Annotated in this window: 15 protein-coding genes and 1 pseudogene; 7 read left to right on the top strand and 9 right to left on the bottom strand. The window is 72.0% G+C overall.

Going from position 1 to position 17,286, the window contains the following annotated elements:
- Positions 1-32: 32 nt before the first annotated feature.
- Positions 33-1,550, bottom strand: coding sequence for an aldehyde dehydrogenase (gene adh, locus SSQG_RS04045; protein ID WP_003988430.1), 1,518 nt, complete (start codon positions 1,548-1,550; stop codon positions 33-35).
- A 112-nt stretch (positions 1,551-1,662) separates the two neighbouring features.
- A complete protein-coding gene (locus SSQG_RS04040; protein WP_003988429.1) occupies positions 1,663-2,886 on the bottom strand; it encodes a helix-turn-helix domain-containing protein in 1,224 nt (407 codons plus the stop codon).
- A gap of 327 nt (positions 2,887-3,213) precedes the next feature.
- Here SSQG_RS04040 and SSQG_RS38055 point away from each other — a divergent pair, with 327 nt between their 5' ends.
- Complete coding sequence (locus SSQG_RS38055; RefSeq protein ID WP_052310225.1) at positions 3,214-3,516, top strand: hypothetical protein; 303 nt, start codon at positions 3,214-3,216, stop codon at positions 3,514-3,516.
- Here SSQG_RS38055 and SSQG_RS04030 read toward each other — a convergent pair.
- Complete coding sequence (locus tag SSQG_RS04030; RefSeq protein WP_039934702.1) at positions 3,482-3,970, bottom strand: hypothetical protein; 489 nt, start codon at positions 3,968-3,970, stop codon at positions 3,482-3,484. The two genes, SSQG_RS38055 and SSQG_RS04030, sit on opposite strands and share 35 nt — an antisense overlap.
- A gap of 321 nt (positions 3,971-4,291) precedes the next feature.
- On the opposite strand from SSQG_RS04030, the pseudogene SSQG_RS43875 reads away from it, so the two are divergent.
- From SSQG_RS43875 to SSQG_RS04020, 3 genes and pseudogenes are all read left to right on the top strand, one after another.
- Positions 4,292-4,843 (top strand): annotated as a pseudogene (locus tag SSQG_RS43875) (putative baseplate assembly protein); the annotation flags it as partial.
- Entirely contained in the window at positions 4,817-5,632 is an 816-nt protein-coding gene (locus tag SSQG_RS43870; protein WP_425315012.1) for a DUF6519 domain-containing protein, read from the top strand. The pseudogene SSQG_RS43875 and the gene SSQG_RS43870, both read left to right, overlap by 27 nt.
- Complete coding sequence (locus SSQG_RS04020; RefSeq protein ID WP_003988425.1) at positions 5,632-6,528, top strand: peptidoglycan-binding protein; 897 nt, start codon at positions 5,632-5,634, stop codon at positions 6,526-6,528. The genes SSQG_RS43870 and SSQG_RS04020 overlap by 1 nt, the downstream gene beginning before the upstream one ends.
- 237 nt (positions 6,529-6,765) lie before the next feature.
- Here SSQG_RS04020 and SSQG_RS04015 read toward each other — a convergent pair whose 3' ends face one another.
- Positions 6,766-7,149 (bottom strand): DUF5997 family protein, encoded by a 384-nt coding sequence (locus SSQG_RS04015; RefSeq protein ID WP_039934697.1) that lies wholly within the window; start codon positions 7,147-7,149, stop codon positions 6,766-6,768.
- A gap of 58 nt (positions 7,150-7,207) precedes the next feature.
- Between SSQG_RS04015 and SSQG_RS04010 the strand changes: the two genes are divergently transcribed.
- Positions 7,208-7,987 carry a LysR family substrate-binding domain-containing protein gene (locus SSQG_RS04010; protein WP_003988423.1) on the top strand — a complete coding sequence of 260 codons (780 nt, stop codon included), beginning with the start codon at positions 7,208-7,210 and terminating at the stop codon, positions 7,985-7,987.
- A 46-nt stretch (positions 7,988-8,033) separates the two neighbouring features.
- Here SSQG_RS04010 and SSQG_RS04005 read toward each other — a convergent pair whose 3' ends face one another.
- The 4 genes from SSQG_RS04005 to SSQG_RS03990 form a co-directional block, all read right to left on the bottom strand.
- Positions 8,034-8,798 (bottom strand): DUF4142 domain-containing protein, encoded by a 765-nt coding sequence (locus SSQG_RS04005; RefSeq protein WP_003988422.1) that lies wholly within the window; start codon positions 8,796-8,798, stop codon positions 8,034-8,036.
- Positions 8,799-8,935: 137 nt separating this feature from the next.
- Positions 8,936-11,767: a beta-L-arabinofuranosidase domain-containing protein gene (locus SSQG_RS04000; RefSeq protein ID WP_003988421.1), complete on the bottom strand. Its 2,832-nt coding sequence runs from the start codon at positions 11,765-11,767 to the stop codon at positions 8,936-8,938.
- A 120-nt stretch (positions 11,768-11,887) separates the two neighbouring features.
- A complete protein-coding gene (locus tag SSQG_RS03995) occupies positions 11,888-12,583 on the bottom strand; it encodes an HAD family hydrolase (RefSeq protein ID WP_003988420.1) in 696 nt (231 codons plus the stop codon).
- A gap of 43 nt (positions 12,584-12,626) precedes the next feature.
- Positions 12,627-13,103 carry an Lrp/AsnC family transcriptional regulator gene (locus SSQG_RS03990; protein WP_003988419.1) on the bottom strand — a complete coding sequence of 159 codons (477 nt, stop codon included), beginning with the start codon at positions 13,101-13,103 and terminating at the stop codon, positions 12,627-12,629.
- A 197-nt stretch (positions 13,104-13,300) separates the two neighbouring features.
- On the opposite strand from SSQG_RS03990, the gene SSQG_RS03985 reads away from it, so the two are divergent.
- A complete protein-coding gene (locus tag SSQG_RS03985; protein WP_003988418.1) occupies positions 13,301-14,791 on the top strand; it encodes an FUSC family protein in 1,491 nt (496 codons plus the stop codon).
- A 99-nt stretch (positions 14,792-14,890) separates the two neighbouring features.
- Positions 14,891-15,922 (top strand): lactonase family protein, encoded by a 1,032-nt coding sequence (locus SSQG_RS03980; protein WP_003988417.1) that lies wholly within the window; start codon positions 14,891-14,893, stop codon positions 15,920-15,922.
- 169 nt (positions 15,923-16,091) lie between these two features.
- Here the strand turns inward: SSQG_RS03980 and SSQG_RS03975 are convergent, their stop codons facing one another.
- Positions 16,092-17,015: a sirohydrochlorin chelatase gene (locus tag SSQG_RS03975; RefSeq protein ID WP_003988416.1), complete on the bottom strand. Its 924-nt coding sequence runs from the start codon at positions 17,013-17,015 to the stop codon at positions 16,092-16,094.
- Between the last annotated feature and the right edge of the window lie 271 nt (positions 17,016-17,286).

The following is a 17,286-nucleotide window of genomic DNA, read 5'->3' as shown; positions in this document are numbered from 1 at the left end:
ACCTGCCCTGGTCAGGCGCCCTTCTTCTGTGTCTAGAAGAAGCCCAGCTTCTTCGCCGAGTACGACACCAGCAGGTTCTTCGTCTGCTGGTAGTGGTCCAGCATCATCTTGTGGGTCTCGCGGCCGATGCCTGACTTCTTGTAGCCGCCGAACGCCGCGTGGGCCGGATAGGCGTGGTAGCAGTTGGTCCACACCCGGCCCGCCTTGATCTCGCGGCCCAGGCGGTAGGCCGTGTTGCCGTCGCGGGTCCAGACGCCGGCACCCAGGCCGTACAGGGTGTCGTTGGCGATCTTCAGGGCCTCGTCGACCGAGTCGTAGGTCGTCACCGAGACGACCGGGCCGAAGATCTCCTCCTGGAAGATCCGCATGTCGTTGGTGCCGCGGAAGATCGTCGGCTCGATGTAGTAGCCGCCCTCGAGGCCCGGCACCGCGCGCGGGTTGCCGCCCGTGACCAGTTCGGCGCCCTCCTTCTTGCCGATGTCGAGGTAGGAGAGGATCTTCTCGTACTGGTCGTTGCTCGCCTGTGCGCCGATCATGGTGGCCGGGTCCAGCGGGTCACCGCCGACGATGGCCCGCGTGCGCTCGACGCAACGGGCCATGAACTCGTCGTAGATCGAGGAGTGGACCAGGGCTCGGGACGGGCAGGTGCACACCTCGCCCTGGTTGAGGGCGAACATCACGAAACCCTCGACCGCCTTGTCCAGGAAGTCGTCGTCGGCGGCCATGACGTCGGGCAGGAAGATGTTCGGGCTCTTGCCGCCCAGTTCCAGCGTGACGGGGATGATGTTCTCGCTGGCGTACTGCATGATCAGGCGGCCGGTCGTCGTCTCCCCGGTGAACGCCACCTTCGCCACGCGAGGGCTGGAGGCCAGGGGCTTGCCCGCTTCGACACCGAAGCCGTTGACCACGTTGAGGACGCCCGGGGGCAGCAGATCCGCGATCAGGTCGATGACGTAGAGGAGGCTGACCGGGGTCTGCTCGGCCGGTTTGATCACCACGCAGTTGCCGGCCGCCAGCGCGGGTGCCAGCTTCCACGTGGCCATGAGGATCGGGAAGTTCCACGGGATGATCTGGCCGACCACGCCCAGCGGTTCGTGGAAGTGGTACGCGACGGTGTCGGCGTCGATCTCCGCGATGCTGCCCTCCTGCGCGCGCACGACGCCGGCGAAGTACCGGAAGTGGTCCACGGCCAGCGGGATGTCGGCGGCCAGGGTCTCGCGGACCGGCTTGCCGTTCTCCCAGGTCTCGGCGACCGCGATCTTCTCCAGGTTCTCTTCGATGCGGTCCGCGATCCTGTTCAGGACGCCCGCGCGCTCCGCGGTGGACGTGCGCCCCCACCGGTCGGCCGCCCGGTGCGCGGCGTCCAGGGCGAGGTCGACGTCGGCCGCGGAGGAGCGGGCCACCTCGCAGAAGACCTTGCCGGTCACCGGGCTCGGGTTCTCGAAGTAGCGGCCCTCGACGGGGGCGACCCAGTCGCCGTCGATGAAGTTGTCGTAGCGGCGGGCGAAGGTGACGATGCTGCCGTCCGTTCCGGGCTGCGCGTACACCATGGCGGCTCTCCTCGGTGAAGGGCGGGGGAGGGGCGGGTGCGGGCCACGCCCCGTGACAGCCCTCACTGTGGTGCCCTGAGGTTGGCGCAAGGTTGGTGCCGTGACGGGGAGTTCAGTCGCGCTCGGCCGTGGTCAGCCGGCCCGCCGCGATCGCCCGGCGGGTGTCGTCCGGGCCGAGCAGACGCAGCGCGTGCGCGTGGATCTCCGCGTCGTACGGCGCCCGTTCGCCGTAGCGCAGGGCGTGCTCCGGGCGGGTGCTCGCCAGTACGGCCTCGCGAACGGCCACTTCGAGGCGGGTGCGCCACTCCTCGATGCCGGGCGCCTGCGAGCGGGGGAGCAGCGGGCCGCCGTAGAGGCGCAGGGCGGTGTCCGTGTCGCCCCGTTCCAGTGCGCGCAGTACACCGGCCGCGTCGCAGGACACCGGGATCGTCAGGGCATAGCGGCGGGCGGTGATGCCGCCGTCCAGGGCGCGCCGCAGGTGGGAGATCTCCGCCTTGAAGGTGGACGCGGTGACCGGCCGGTCGCCGTACAGGGCCGCGCGCAGCCGCTCCGGGGAGAAGCCGTCGGGTTCGAGCGCGAGCAGGGTCAGGATCTCCACCTGGCGGGGGCGCAGGGGCAGTGGTCGTCCCTCCCGCACGACCTGTTCGGTGCCCAGGCAGGTGAGCCGGACCTCGCCCGTGCGAGGTTGTTCCGTGGCCAGACGGGCCTCGATCGTGGACACCAGCGTGCGCACGGTGGACATGGCCAGCGGGTGCGAGCGGTCCCACGTGGTGGACAGGTCGAGGACGCCGAGGACACGGCCGTCCGGGCCGTGCACGGGGGCGCAGTAGCAGACCCAGCCGTGCAGGGCCGACACCAGGTGCTCGGCCGAGAAGACGGAGCTGGGGCGGCCGGTGCGCAACGCGAGGGAGAGCGCGTTGGTGCCCATGGCCTGCTCGTCCCACCGGCCGCCCGGCGCGAAGTTGACCTGCTCGGCCTTGCGGCGCATGGCCGGGCCGCCGCAGGTCCACAGGATGGTGCCGGACTCGTCGGTGACCGCCGTGACGAATCCGGCGTCCTCGGCGATGCTGTGCAGCTCCCCGGCGAGGCCCGAGACCGGCCGGTGCAGCGGCGAGGACGTCCAGCGCTGGTGCACCGGGCCGCCGTCGGTGACCGGGGCGCTGTCCCGCCCGGGGTCCACGCTGCCCAGCGAACGCGCCCAGGACTCGGTCACCTCGTGGCGCAACGCCACGCTGCCGCCCGGCCGGGCGCCCGGCACGCTCAGCCGCGGCACCCAGCGGGACCACTCGTGCTCCAGCACGGCCCTGCGCTGCCGGAGGTCAGGGCGCTGTGACATGGCCTCTCCCTGCCGTCGTACGGGGAGGACCGGTTCGCCGCGCGGTTGGCGCGGTGCCCGCCCGGTCCTCGGCCTGAGGTCAGTGTTACCGGACGCATACGGTCGAGGTCGAGAAAACCGTCAGAGCCGGTGGCTGCCGTTCCGCATGCCGGCCTGGAGGCGGCACCGGAAACGACCTCCGCGAAGGGCCCCGCTCTGAACGGGCGACCGCCTGACTGGATGTTTGTCCGGTACCCGCATGCCGCCGTACGGGTGACGGGTTCACTCGACCCGACGGACGCGGCCCGGCACGCGTACCAGCGGCGTACCGCGTCGCGTTGCCCAGGCATGGACAGCAGTGAGACGGCGCGGCGCCCTCTCGGGACCGACGCCGCGCCCCGGTCGTATGCCGAACTCACCAGCGGATACGGAGGCCATCCGCCCATCTACGCGGCGCTGGTCGCCGAATGGCAGGCCCGTGGACACGACGTCCCGGAGCACCGTGACGGCCAGTGGGTCTCCTTCGCCGCCCCGTCCGCGAGCGAGACCTGGGCCGCCCTCACCACCTGGGCCGCCGGCCGGCACCCGGGCACCGCCGTCCCCGACGGCCCCCGCCTCACCAGCGGTCGGCCCCCACGTGCTCCGCGCTGACCGGCGCCAGCACGGCGAGTGTGCCGGTGGCCTCCCGCAGGGCCGACTCGAGCGTGCCGGGGGTGTGCAGGGCGCCGGTCCCGTCCGGCGGGACGAGCCACTCCAGGCGTCCGGCGGGCCGGTAGGGCGGTGGCACGGCGACCCAGGAACCCCGCCCGACGTGCCGGACACCGAACCCGATCCACTCGCTGACCGGATCCGGCGGCAGGAAGAACCCCACTCTGCGTACGGCGCTGTCCACCAGGGTGGGACCGGGCGTCTTCAGCGGGTCGCGCCACAGGATGTCCAGGGCGAGCAGGCCGAGCCGGTCGGGAACACTGAGCACGTCCCAGTAGCGGCCGGCCTCCACGAGCGCCGTTCCCGTGCCGTGGTCCCACTCCCGTTTGCACTCCTGGGGGTCGGTGGCGGCCGCGGCGAGCCACTCGACGGCTTGTTTCCACATGACGCTCTGCATGACCACCCCAGGCACAGTCGGCAGCGCCGCGAGGGGCGCACGCTGGACACGCTCCGGTGACCCGCGGGGCTTCGGGCCCCGCGTGCCGGTCCGGCGACCCCATGTTTGTGGATATTTCTACGCGCTGGAAGGGGTGGCGCGGCCTGGCGTTTACGTGGGGCATGCCCCGGTCGAAAGGGGGCACTCGAAGGTGGATCCCGTAAGGGCTCGATCAACTTCGTGCGCGTCCATGCCGCCCGGCTGAAACCGGCCGTCGACGGTTGTGGACGACGCGCGGAGAAGTCGGAGAGCGGGGTCTTCTGGGCGTGCCCTCGATGGCCGCTCGACGCCACCGCGGTCCTCGGAGACCTGCTCACCTTCCACTCCGAGCGGATCACCGACGAGGCGTACCTCCGCACCGCGAACGAGCACCGCTCCCTGGTACTGCTCGGCCGGCTCGTCGGGCACTGGCCGCGCCCCGGCGTCGCCGCCGCCACGCACCTGGCGTACACCCTCGACCGCGACCCGCGTGCCGAGGCCCAGAACGTGCTGATCCCGCGCGGCACGCACAGCCACAGCATGCCCGCCTCCGCGGACGAGGAGTCGCTGACCTTCGAGACCGGCCGGGACCTCGTGGCGCGCGGGGACCTCAACGAACTGAAGGTCCGCCGCCGTCCCTCGGACCAGGTCCTCGCCCCGCTGCGGTCCGACCTGGACGGCGTAAAGACGCCCGAGCGGCTCGTGACCCGTCTCACGGAACCCGTTGCCCGTCTCGGTGAGGCTCAGGTGCTCGCCGCGCCGTATGAAGACATGGCGGAGTGGTTCGAGCAGTTGGAGGCGGTGTTGACGGAACTGGCTGAACAGGCCTTGCGGTTGGCACCTGCGCAGACGAACCAGCTGTACCGGGTGGAGGTCCACGAGGGCGGCGAGGCGAAGGACGCCACCTTCAAGTGGTCCCGCGAGAACGGGTCCGTGGTCCTCCCGGTCGACGAACTGGACGGCACCTGGGTTCAGCTGGCGTCGCTCGGCCACGACGACAAGCTGGACCTGGACATCGGCGACCACGTGGAGTTCGTCGACACCGCCTACGCCTCCCGACTGGAGCCCCTGCCGCTGCTGCGCGTCGAGGAGCTGGACCTGCCCGGCCGCCGTGTCCGCCTGTCGGCCGAACCGGCCCCGAGCGTCGGACGGCTCGCGCACCTGAACCCGTACCTGCGCGCTGGGACCACCGCGGCGGCCTCAAGCGCAAGGACCGCGGCTCCGAAACTGCGCGGTGGCGCCGTTCCCGTCGCGGAGGGGGAGTGGCTGCCCCTGGAGGACGGTGTCGAGGTGTACTTCGCGCGGGGCGGCAGCTACCGCACCGGCGACCACAGGCTCGTCCCCGCCCGCACCGCCACGGGCGGCGTCGAATGGCCGGTCGACCCGGCCCGCCGCCCCCTGCTCCAGGGCCCCGCCGGGATCGCCCGGCACTTCGCCCCGCCGGCCCTGATCAAGGGGGAGGGCAGCGCGGTCGACCTGCGCCTGGCCTTCGGCCCGCTGGCGAGCAGCATGCCGGCCGCGGACGAGGCGACGCTCGCCGCGGAGGAACAGGCCCGCCGTGAGGAGCTGGCCGCCGAGGACCCCTCGCGAGGGCGGTCCCAGACCACCGCGGAGGCGGAAGCCGCCGTGGAAGGAGACAACTGATGGCCAAGCCGCTGAGCGCGTCCAAGCTGGTGGAGATCCTCCGCGCCGAGGGCGTGACCGTCCACGAGGTCCGCAACTGGCGCACCCACAACCGCAACAGCAAGGGCCCGTGGGGCCCGGTGAACGGCGTGATGATCCACCACACCGTCACCTCCGGCACCGCCGCCTCCGTCGACATCTGCTACGACGGCCACTCCAACCTGCCCGGCCCGCTGTGCCACGGTGTCATCGACAAGAAGGGCGAGGTACACCTGGTCGGCAACGGCCGGGCCAACCACGCCGGGCTCGGCGACAGCGACGTCCTGCGCGCCGTGATCAACGAGTCGAAACCGCCGACCGACAACGAGGCCGACACCGACGGCAACCGGCACTTCTACGGCTTCGAGTGCATCAACCTCGGCAACGGCAAGGATCCGTGGCCCGAAGCGCAGAAGGAGGCCATCGAGAAGGTGTCCGCGGCGATCTGCCGCCACCACGGCTGGTCCGAGCGGTCCGTCATCGGCCACAAGGAGTGGCAGCCGGGCAAGGTGGACCCGCGCGGGTTCACCATGGACAGCATGCGCAAGCGCATCGCCCAGCGGCTGAGGGGCGGCGGGGGCGGCACCAAACCCGCCCTGGACCCCAAGCCGGCGCCCAAGCCGTCCTACGAGCCCTTCCCGGGCGCCGCGTTCTTCCACGTCGGGCAGCGGTCCCCGATCATCACGGCGATGGGCCGCCGCCTGGTCGCCGAGGGCTGCGGCCACTACGAGGACGGCCCCGGCCCCGGCTGGACCGAGGCCGACCGCCGGTCCTACGCGCTCTGGCAGCAGAAGCAGGGCTTCTCCGGCCGGAACGCCGACGGCATCCCCGGCAAGATCACCTGGGACCGGCTGAAGGTGCCCAGGTCGGGCAAGTGAGTCCGTGCGCCCCTCCCGTGGGAGGGGCGCACGAACGTCACGGCTCCGTTCATATTCGTGAACAAGTTTCACGAATCTAAATGATCGGCCAAGCTACGGATCGCCTCATCGCCATGTCAATACATGGCTGAAACTTTTCACCGACGTCACACCGGGCCGGAAGAGCCCCAGGAGAACGACGACGGCCCCAACCGGAAGATCCGGTTGGGGCCGTCCGAAAGGGTGCGGCGCCGGGGGTCAGGCGTCGCGTTCGGCGTGCTTCTTCTTGATCCGGGCCGTCTCCTTGCGGACCTCCGCCTGGGTGGCGCGCTCCCGCACCAGCCACTCGGGGCTGTCCTGCTTCAGCGTCTCGATCTGCTCGGTGGTGAGCGGCTCGGTGACGCCCCCGCGCGCCAGGCCCGCGATGGAGACGCCGAGCTTCGCCGCGACCACCGGGCGGGGGTGAGGTCCGTTGCTCCGCAGGTCCTGCAGCCACTGCGGCGGGTTCGTCTGGAGCTCGTTCAGCTCGGCGCGTGAGACGACACCCTCCCGGAACTCGGCGGGTGTGGCCTCGAGGTACACACCCAGCTTCTTGGCCGCGGTAGCGGGCTTCATCGTCTGGGTGCTCTGGTGCGACGTCATGGCGTCCAGGGTATCGAGCGTGTGCACGACCTCCGACCACGGCCGGTAACCTGGCCCGGTGACAAGCTCGGATGATTCCCCCGCGTTCCAGCTCGTGTACGTCCCCGGGGTGATGCCCGACAAGTGGGTGCGCATCTGGAACGAGCGGCAGCCCGATGTCCCGCTCACCCTGGCACAGGTGCCCGCAGGGGCGGCGGCCGGGCAGTTGCTGGGCGGGGACGCCGACGCGGGTCTCGTCCGGCTGCCCGTCGACCGGACGGTCCTCAGCGCCATCCCCCTCTACACCGAGCAGACGGTCGTCGTCGTCCCCAAGGACCACCTGGTCACGGCGGTCGACGAGGTGACGCCGGAGGACCTGGCCGACGACATCGTGCTGCACCCCCTCGACGACGTCCTCGACTGGGAGGACCTCCCCGGGCGGCCCGCCTTCGAACGCCCCGCCACCACGGCCGACGCCGTCGAACTGGTCGCGGCCGGCATCGGCGTCCTCGTCGTGCCCCTGTCGCTCGCCCGCCTCCACCACCGCAAGGACCTCACCCACCGCCCCCTCAGGGACGCCCCCGAGTCGAGCGTGGCACTGGCCTGGCCCGAGGACGCGACGACGGACCAGGTGGAGGACTTCATCGGCATCGTTCGCGGCCGCACGGTCAACAGCACGCGGGGCCGCAAGCAGGATCCGGCGCGGGGCGCCACAGAGACCGACCGGGCAGACGCCCGGCGAAAGCCGATGCCCGGTAGGTCGGCGGCCGGGAAGTCCGCGGCGCCGAAGCGCACCGGCAAGGGCGGGCGCGGAGCCCCCAAGGGCGACAGGCGCGGCAAGCCCCGGCGCCGTTCCTAAGGTTCGGGGCCCGCCGCGGGGGCGCGGCCCTCGAACCGTTCCTCGCTCAGCCGGCCGACGGAGTCGGCTGCGGCGCCCCGTAGGACGGATTGGGGGCGACCGTCTGCAGGTCCTTCAGGTTCTCCGGGACCTCCAGTACGCGGACCGGCGAACCCGGTTGCGGCGGCGGGGGCGTCGTCTGGTCCTGGGGCATCTTGGGCGGGGAGGTGATCTGGAGGTTGACCTGCTCGTGGTTGATCAGACCGGTCTTCTCCAGGACCGTGATGTGGTCGAGCACGGTGTCGTTGGTCGTGTCGGCGAGTTCCCGCACCATGCTGTTCCGGGTGGTGGCCCGGATCTTGGCGATGACCGGGAAGATGCCCCCGTGCGCGACGCGCATGGTGGTCACGGCCGTGGACTCGAACTCCTTGCCGGTGGCCCCTTCCGCCGTCGCCACGAACTGCTGCTGCTGCGGCGATGGCTCGTTCGGCAGGGTGATGCCAAGGTCCGTGGAGATCTTGCGGCAGGCCGCGTCGAGCCGGCCGTGCCCCACGAGCAGATGCTCCGCGACCTCCTTCATCGCCGGCGCCGTGCTCCGCTCCATGATCAATTGCCCCATCGGCTGCTCCCACAGCCCGGCCGCGCGCACCTTTACCACGAAGTCGCGATCCGCCTCGGTCAGCGGACCCCACTGGGTGTTGGCGATGATGCGGTCCTGACCGGAAGCCGTGTTCTGCACGCCCAGCATGCTGGGGTAGGCGAGCGCCGTGAGCGTAAGGATCAGCGCACCGCCCACGAACGCGGTTCCTGCGGTGCTGCGCGAGATGCGCATCGTGCCTCCTGGGATATGAACGGCCCAACACCAGGAAGTACGGATGCCGCGGGCGAAACAATCACTGCCGCCGCAAAAAAGTTCGTACTGTGTGCGGGCCGTCCACGACGGTGAACAGCCCGCCGCTCACCATCGGTTCAGGGCCGGTACGAGGCCGCGCCCGCCGTGCTCACCACCCGGTCGCCGTCGGCCCCGCTCAGCAGCCCGGCCGTCACCCACGCGTCCACCGTGGACCGCACCCGCGACACCAGCGCCCCCTTGTTCCGGAACGGCGCCCCGGCCCAGACCTCGTCCAGGAGTGTGGTGCCGTCGGCCTTCGCCGGGTTGGCGACCCCGGAGTCCCGGCCGCCGAACACGGCCTTCGGCTCGGAACGCCGGACGTAGACATGCGTCGGATCCTCCGTCCCCTCGGCGAACGGCGCCCACTCGATCCCGTCCAGCGTGAAGTGGAGCGGCTTGCCCGGCACCGGCGTGAGGGAGTGCGACAGGTCCCCGGACAGTCCCGCGTCGCGGTACAGCCCGACCTTCAGGTACTCCGTGGCGGAGTCGCGGGCGACCAGGTTGACCGGCCCGTGGAACAGGGTCTGCAGGGACGGGTCGTCGAGGGCCTTCTCCACCCGCGTCCGGAACGGCATGGCGATACGGACGGTGTCACCGGCCCGCCAGGTCCGGGACACGTCGAAGTAGCTCCCGGGCCTCGGAGTGCCGGACACCGCACGCCCGTTGACGGTCACACCGAACCCGGCGGTCGCCCACGACGGCACCCGCAGCCGCAGCGTGAAGGAAGCGCGCCCGCCGCCGAGGGTGAGCGTGCTGCCCTGCTCGCGGGGGAAGGACGTGCTCTGCGTGACCGTGACGCCCTTCTCGGCCCAGGTGAGCGTGGACGGGCTGTACAGATTGACGTACAGGGCACTGCCGTCGGCCTGCGCGAAGTACACCGAGTCCTGGTACTTGGTGGCGCTCTCCATGCCGGTGCCCTCGCAGCAGGTCGTGCCCTGCTTGGGCGTGTAGTCCCGCACGTGACCGGGCGTCAACCCGATGAAGTACGTGACGAGCGGCTTCTCCACGTCCGGCTTGTCCTGCTTCGAGCCGAGCACCTGGTTGTACAGGGCCCGCTCGTAGTAGTCCATGTACTTCGGGTCCTGCTCGTGGAAGAACAGGGTCCGGCTCAGCTTGAGCATGTTGTACGCGCAGCAGGTCTCGGCGGTGGTCGCGCTGATCGTGCCCGCGATCACGTCCCTCGCCTTCCAGAACTCCTGGGTGCTGGTGCCGCCGATGCCGTACATGCGGTGCGGTACGACCATGTCCCAGAAGTTCTTCGCGGACCTGAGGTAGCGCTCCTCGCCCGTCTCGTCGTACAGCCGCACGTACCCGGTGAAGATCGGGATGTGCTGGTTGGCGTGCAGCCCGTCGAGGATGTCGGTGTTCGCGGCGCACGCCTCGATCAGCCGGTCCAGGTCGAACAGCTGGGCCAGCGCGAGGTGTTCGGCCTTGCCGGTGAGAGTGTGCAGGTCGCAGATCGCCTCGACGATGCCGCCGAACTCGCCGCTGGAGAAGATCCCCCACATGCGCTGGAGCGTGGACTCCGGCAGCTTCGAAAGCCGGGAGTGCATCCAGTCGCACATGCCGGACGCGAGGTCCAGGGCCCGGTCGTCGTCCGTGGCGGTGTACGCGTCGAGCAGCCCCCTGAGGATCTTGTGCGCGGTGTAGTACGGGGCCCAGACCTTGGTGTAGTCGGAGGTGGTCCTGGACTCCAGGTCGATGAACTGCGTCTCCGGGTAGGCCGCGAGGAACCCGGGGTGGCTGGGCCCGCCCCAGGTGCGGCGCAGGGTGGCGGTCAGGTTCCGGCCGGAGGTGTCCGCGAAGGTGCCGCCCTCCGTCTCGTCGAAGGCGTACGACGCCAGGTCGCCCCGGCCCGTCGAGGCGTCGGCGGGCCGGCGGTTCTGCAACTCGGTGATCTCGGCGCCGGTCAGCGCCCGCGAGAAGACGTCGAACTGCTCGAAGGCGCCCGCGAAGACCGGGTCCGCGGCGTAGTGGGAGCGGCCGAGCCAATTGTTCTTCAGCGTGCCGAGGGTCGCCGGGGTGAGGTTCATCGCGGTGTTCTGAGCGACGGCCGTGCCGTTGACGTAGAGGGTGCCGGTGCCGCTCGCGAGCGTGACGGCCAGGTGGCTCCACCGGTCGAGCGGCAGCGCGGCGGTGCCGTTGAGCCCCTGCTCGCCGCCGGCGCCCGAGGTCGTGATGGCGAAGCGCGGCACCCCGGCCTGGTTGCGGGCGGCCAGGTACAGGTAACGCGTGGTGTCGTTGCCGAAGTCGAAGACACGGGTCCAGTTCGCGTCGTGCGTGGGCCGCACCCAGACGGAGAGGGTGATCGCCGAGACCCCGTCGAGCACGGCGGCCGGCAGATCCACGTACTGGTAGGAACCGCGCACCTGATCGGCGGCGCTCCCGAACTTCCCGGCGACGCTCAGCACCGCCGGATCACGCCGCAGCGCCGCACGCACCTCGGTCAGCGCCCCGACCACGGCGCCGATCCGGTCGGCGAACACCTGCTCCTTCGTGCTGCGGTACGCCTGCGCCAGCATGGTCAGGAAGTGGCCGGTGTAGTGGCCCCGCAGGTTGCCGTTGGCCTCGCCGTCCAGCCCTTCCCAGCCGCCCGGGGCCACCGCGCCGCCCGTGGCGAGACCGGCGTTGGCGCGGAACACCTGGAGCAGCCGGTTCACGTCGTAACCGCGGGCGTGGTCCAGCATCAGCTGCCGCTTGTCGGCGAAGACGCCCCGGCCGAGGCTCACGTCCTCCAGTCCGAACGGCCGCACGGTCCAGGCGGACGGGGCGCCGAGGGCTCCCGCGGCGACCGCCGCCGCGGCGGGGGCGGCGGTGGCCCGGCCGGTCGCCGCCCGGGAGAGCGCGGGTACGGCCGCGGCGAGGGTCGCGGCCTGGAGAAGGGATCGTCTGGAGAGGGGCCGAGCCATGTGTGCGCCTCCGCGGTGTCCACGTACTCACGTGTGGTCGAAATATCGAACACTGTGCGAATGATCGACCAGACCCTAGGGAGGGGACGGGGGAGCGTCAACGGGTCGGGAGAGGCGAGTTCAGGAAAGGCCGGCCGAGCGCACCAGCCAGTCGTGCGCCGTCTTTGCCGTGAACTCCTCCTGGCCACCCCTCAGCAGCAGCCCGGCGGTGGCGAACTCCGGGGCGTCCGCCTGCGCCGGGACGTACGGGACGGCGATGCACCGCATCCCGGCCGCGTGCGCGGCGGCGGCCCCCGGGGCGGCGTCCTCCAGCACCACGCACCCCGCCGGGTCGGCGCCGAGCCGGTGGGCCGCCTCCAGGAAGACGTCCGGGGCCGGCTTGCCGTGTGCGACCTCGTCGGCCGAGACGACGGTCCGCAGGCGGGCGTCCAGACCCGTGCCCGCCAGGACCGCCTCTATGGCCTCGGGCGAGGATCCCGAGGCCACGGCCATGGGCACGCCCTCGGCCGCCAGCAGCTCCACGAACTCACGCATCTCGGGGTACGCGCGCGTGGAACTGCGGGCGAGCTCCAGATAGCGGCGGTTCTTGGCGGCGAACAGTTCCTCGACGGAGGCCCGCAGGCCGTACCGCTCCTTCCAGTCCGCGACCGTCTCCCGGGTGCTGATGCCCACGTACCGCTCGTGGTCCGCCCAGCTGAAGTCGGGGACGCCGTGCTCGGCGAGGGTCTGCCGGCCTGCCTCGTAGTAGTTCGGCTCGCTGTCCACGAGCGTTCCGTCGAGATCGAAGATGACCGTCACGCCGCCGAGATTGCTCATGGTGGCAGCATGTCAAAGGCCATGATCCGCAGACCGTGAGGGGTCAGGTCCGGGCCGCGCGCCCGAGGGACTCCACCAGCGGAAGCATCCGGTGGGTGACGCGTTCGCGCAGGGCGACCTCGGTGCGGGTGCGGACGACCCCCGGCATGCTGATCAGCTTCTGGACGACGTCCTCCAGATGGGCGTTGTCCCGCGCCACGACCCGGGCCAGCAGGTCCCCGCCGCCCGTGATGGAGAACGCCTCGACGATCTCCGGCACCGCCGCCAGCGCGTCGCCCACCTCGTCGAGGTGGCCCTGGGTGACCTCGATGTGCACGAACGCGAGCACCGGATGCCCCAGAGCGGCGGGGGAGAGGGCCGGGGCCGCGCCGGTGATCACACCGTCGCGCTCCAGACGGTCGAGCCGGGCCTGCAGCGTGCCCCGGGCGACGCCGAGGATGCGGGCGTACTCGCGCACGCTCGTGCGCGGCTGCTCCAGCAGCAGCCGCAGGATGCGGGTGTCGAGCTCGTCCACGGGCATGGCGCGTCCTCCTCGTCCGTTGGCTCTGTCACGGCCGCCGTCCGGCCACTATGACTGCACCAATGGCCCAGTCTAGAAGGAGCCTGTTGAGCCAGTGGTGCCCGGGATGCTGATATGGAGGCGTCGATGGCGCTGCGGACCCCGCGGCGCCTTTTTCATGTTTTCTCATGGCCGGCGGGCGAAGGGGGCGGTAAGCGGTGCTGAAGAGGGTGTTCATGGCTCCGGATCCGGGGCGGACGCGGTTGCGGTTCGCCACCCGGGCCGTGCTCGGTATCGCGCTCGCGGTCGCCGTGTGCGGCCTGGCCGGACACTCCCTCACGGGCGCCGTCACCGGCGGCCTGGCCGCCCTGCTCGCCCTGTTCACCGTCACCGACGCCACGGTCCGCGGCCAGGCGGTCACCACCGTGCTGCTGCCCGCCGTCGGACTGCCCGTGCTCACGGCCGCGGCCGGACTGCACGACCACCCGGTGGCCCGGGACCTGACCTTCCTCGCCGTGGTCGGCGCGGGCGTGTACGCCCGCCGCTGGGGCCCGCGCGGGCACAGCCTCGGCGTGTTCGCGTTCATGACCTTCTTCGCGGCGCAGTTCCTGCACGCCACCACGGCCCAGCTGCCCGAGCTGTACGCCGCCGTCCTGCTGTCCGTCCTCGCCGCCGCCGGGGTGCGGTTCGGCCTCTGGTGCTACGAGCGTGGGCTGCCCCAGCCCGCGGTGCCCGCACCGCCGGGCGGCACGGGCCTGGCCCGGGTGACCACCCGGCAGGCCGTCCAGGCCACCGCCGGCGCGGGCTTCGCCCTCGTCGTCGGCCAGCTGGTGTCCGGGCAGCGCTGGTACTGGGCCGTAGGCGCCACCTGGTGGATCTTCGTCAACACCGCCTCGCGCGGCGAGACCCTGGTCCGCGGCTTCCGGCGGCTGCTCGGCACGGTCATCGGCATCGCCCTCGGCCTGCTCGTCGCCGTGCCCGTGCACGGCGACCCGGCCGTCACGGCCCTGCTCGCCGCCGCCTGTGTCTTCGGCATCTTCTACACGGCCGCCGTCTCCTACACCTGGATGATGCTCTGGGTCACCCTCCTCGCCGGGCTGCTCTACGGCCTCCTCGGCGTGCTCGGCCCGGGCCTGCTCGCGCTGCGGTTCGCCGAGACCGGCGTCGGGGCGCTCGGCGCCGCGCTGGCCGTGATCCTCGTCCTGCCCGTCACCACGCACAGCGTCACCGACGCCTGGATCCAGCGGGCCCTGCGCTGCGTCCACGCCTGCGCCGCCGAGACCGCCCGGCGCCTGGCGGGAGCGGCCGACGCCGACCCCGCCCCGCGGGTGGCCGAACTGGAGCAGCTGCTCGCCCGGGTGCGGCTCTCCGTCGCCCCGCTCGTCCACCCCCTGAACCCGATGCTCGGCCGCAAGCGGCGGGCCCGGCACGTGCTCGCCCTCCTCGACGACTGCGCCCGGGAGATCCGCGGCCTGGTCTCCGTCGCCGCCGACCCGGAGGCCTCCCACGACGCCCGCCTCGCCGCCGCCTGCTGGCGCGTCCAGGCCGCGGTCGAGGCGCTCACGGCGGGCGGAGACGTCTCGGCTCTGGCGCAGGGCCCGACGGCGACGGAACCGGCCCTGGCCCATCTGCACGGACTGGAACGGGCCCTGGCGGAGCTGGCCAGGCCGCTGCGCACGCCGTCAGGGTCGCCGCTGGCCGGGGCCTGAGCGCCGTCAGGCCCACCGCATCCTTGACCGGTTGGTCTAGACCGCGCATGATCGATTGCGCGGTCAGTACGGGCGGCTCGGCGACGAGAGGGGACAGCGGTGGCGGACGGTGGCAGGCGACGGGCGTTCATCGGGTCGTTCACGGCCGCAGGCGGCCCTGGGATCGTGACGGCGGCCGTCGACCCGGACAGCGGTGAGCTGACCGTCCTGGGCGCCGTGAACACCGTCCCCGACCCGTCCTACCTGGCTCTCTCGCCCGACGGGGACACTCTCTACGCCGTCAGCGAGACGGCCGAGGGCGCCGTCGCCGCGTACCGGGTGGACGGGGACGAGGAGCCCGAGCCGGCCGGACCGCCCGTGCCGGTCGACGGCAGCGGGCCGACCCACCTCGGCCTGTTCGCCGGACACGTCCTGACCGCCAACTACGGCTCGGGCAGCGTCACCGCCGTCCCCGTCCGCCCCGACGGCACCCTCGCGCGATCCGCCTCCGGCGTTCTCCGGCACCGGGGCGCGGGCCCGCACACGCCACGCCAGCAGGGCCCGCACGCCCACCAGGTGCAGCCCGACCCGAGCGGCCGCTGGGCCGTCAGCGTCGACCTCGGCACCGACTCGGTACGGGTGTGCACGCTGGCGGACGGCGTCCCGGTCCTGCACCGGGAGACCGCCCTGCGGCCCGGCTCGGGCCCGCGGCACCTGGCCTTCCACCCGGACGGCTCCCGCGCGTACGTCGTCAACGAGCTCACGCCCTCCGTCACGGTCTGCCGCTGGGATGCCGCCGAAGGCGTGCTGACCCCGCTGACCGAAACCCCCGTCCTGCCCGCCGCACCGGCCGTCGACGCCTACCCGTCGGGCATCGTCACCTCGCCCGACGGCCGCTTCGTGTGGACCGCCACCCGCGGAGCGGACGTCCTGTCGGTCCTGGCCGTCGACGGCGAGAAGCTCAGCCCGGTCAAGACCGTGCCCTGCGGCGGTCACTGGCCACGCGCCCTCACCGCCTCCGACGGCTTCCTGTACGTCGCCAACGAACGCTCCGGCGACGTGACCTGGTTCGCCACCGACCCGCACACGGGCGTCCCGGAACGCGGAGGCTCCATCAGGGTGCCGGCGGCGTCCTGCGTGATCCTCGGCTGACGGGGGGATGGGGGGCTAGCCTCCCAAGGGGCGCGGGGCCGCGTCGACGTGCGGCTCCGCCGCGTAGGTGCGACCAGCCACAACGCACCCGCACCCGACGGACGACACACACCCCAACGGCGAAGGCCCGCCCCTGAAACGGGGCGGGCCTTCACAGGCGACGGGGACGTCAGCGAACAGGCGTCCCCTGAGCCTGCTGCGGTGTGATCCCCAACGCCGTCGTGTACTTGGCCAAGGCCAGCTTCCCGATCGCCGGGTACGGCCCGAGCGACTCCGCGGCGGAGCAGTCCGCCTCCTTCGCCGCCTCCGCGACCAGCCCCGGCTCGATCTCCGGGCCGATCAGATACGGCGCGAGGGCCAGCTGCTGCGAACCCGAGGAGCGCAGCTGGTCCGCGACGGACGCGATGGAACCCTCCTGGTCCAGGGCCGCCGCCATCACCGGCACCGCGAGGCGCGCGGCGAGCAGCATGCCGGTGATCCCGGCCGCCTGCACGGCCTCGTCACCGCCCACGGACGCCAGGATGATGCCGTCGGCGGCGGTGGCCACGGTGAACAGCCGCGCGCGGTCCGCGCGGGCCAGACCGGCCTCGGAGAGCCGCACGTGCAGCGCCTCGGCGAGCAGCGGGTGCGGGCCGAGGACATCCGTCAGCTCGGCGGCGATGCGGCTCTCCATGACGGCCTGGCGGACCCGGCGCAGCAGCGCACTGTCCGGACCGGCGAGCAGCGGCACGACGACGGCGACGGGCCCGTCGGGCTCCCTGACGTCCATGCCGGCGGCGCGCGCCTGCTCGAAGCGGGCGGTGCGCTCCTCGGCGGCGCGCACGAGCACGGTCTGCAGCGAGGGGAACTCCGCGTTGTCCCCGTCGAGGTACCCGATGCGGGCGTCGAGGCCGGGCAGCTCGGAGCGGGCGATGCTCACGACCTCTTCGGCGAGGCCGCGCGTGGCGCTACTGGGCGTGCCCGGCACGGCGAGGACGAGCGCCGGCGCGCCCTCGGGAGCCACCAGCGGCTCGGGACGGCGGTGCCGTCCGGGCTGGCGGGGTCGCGGCATTCGTACTGGCAGGCCGGACTCGGGTCCAGTGGGGGAACTCATGGCGCCGCATGTTACTGGTTTCTTGGGCTCCCCTGTTCGGGGAGGGGGCAGGTGAGCGGTATCCGTCCTGTTTTGTCTGATGAGTTACGTACGGATTGAGTTACGTACGGATCATGCGTGATCGTCTCCCTCGCCCGACTGGGCCGTCACACGCGGCGTCGTCACACACAGCATGGTCTCGTCACCCGGCAGCGTGAGCGAACCGGCGGTCAGCTCGGCCGCGAGGCGCACCGAGCCGTGCAGCGGATCGCCCTCGGCCGGCACCCGCCGC

Origin of the sequence: Streptomyces viridochromogenes DSM 40736, assembly GCF_000158955.1 — a bacterium.
GTDB lineage: Bacteria > Actinomycetota > Actinomycetes > Streptomycetales > Streptomycetaceae > Streptomyces > Streptomyces venetus.
The sequence above is the reverse complement of the archived record's forward strand: the minus strand, read 5'-3'. Positions and strand labels throughout refer to the sequence as shown.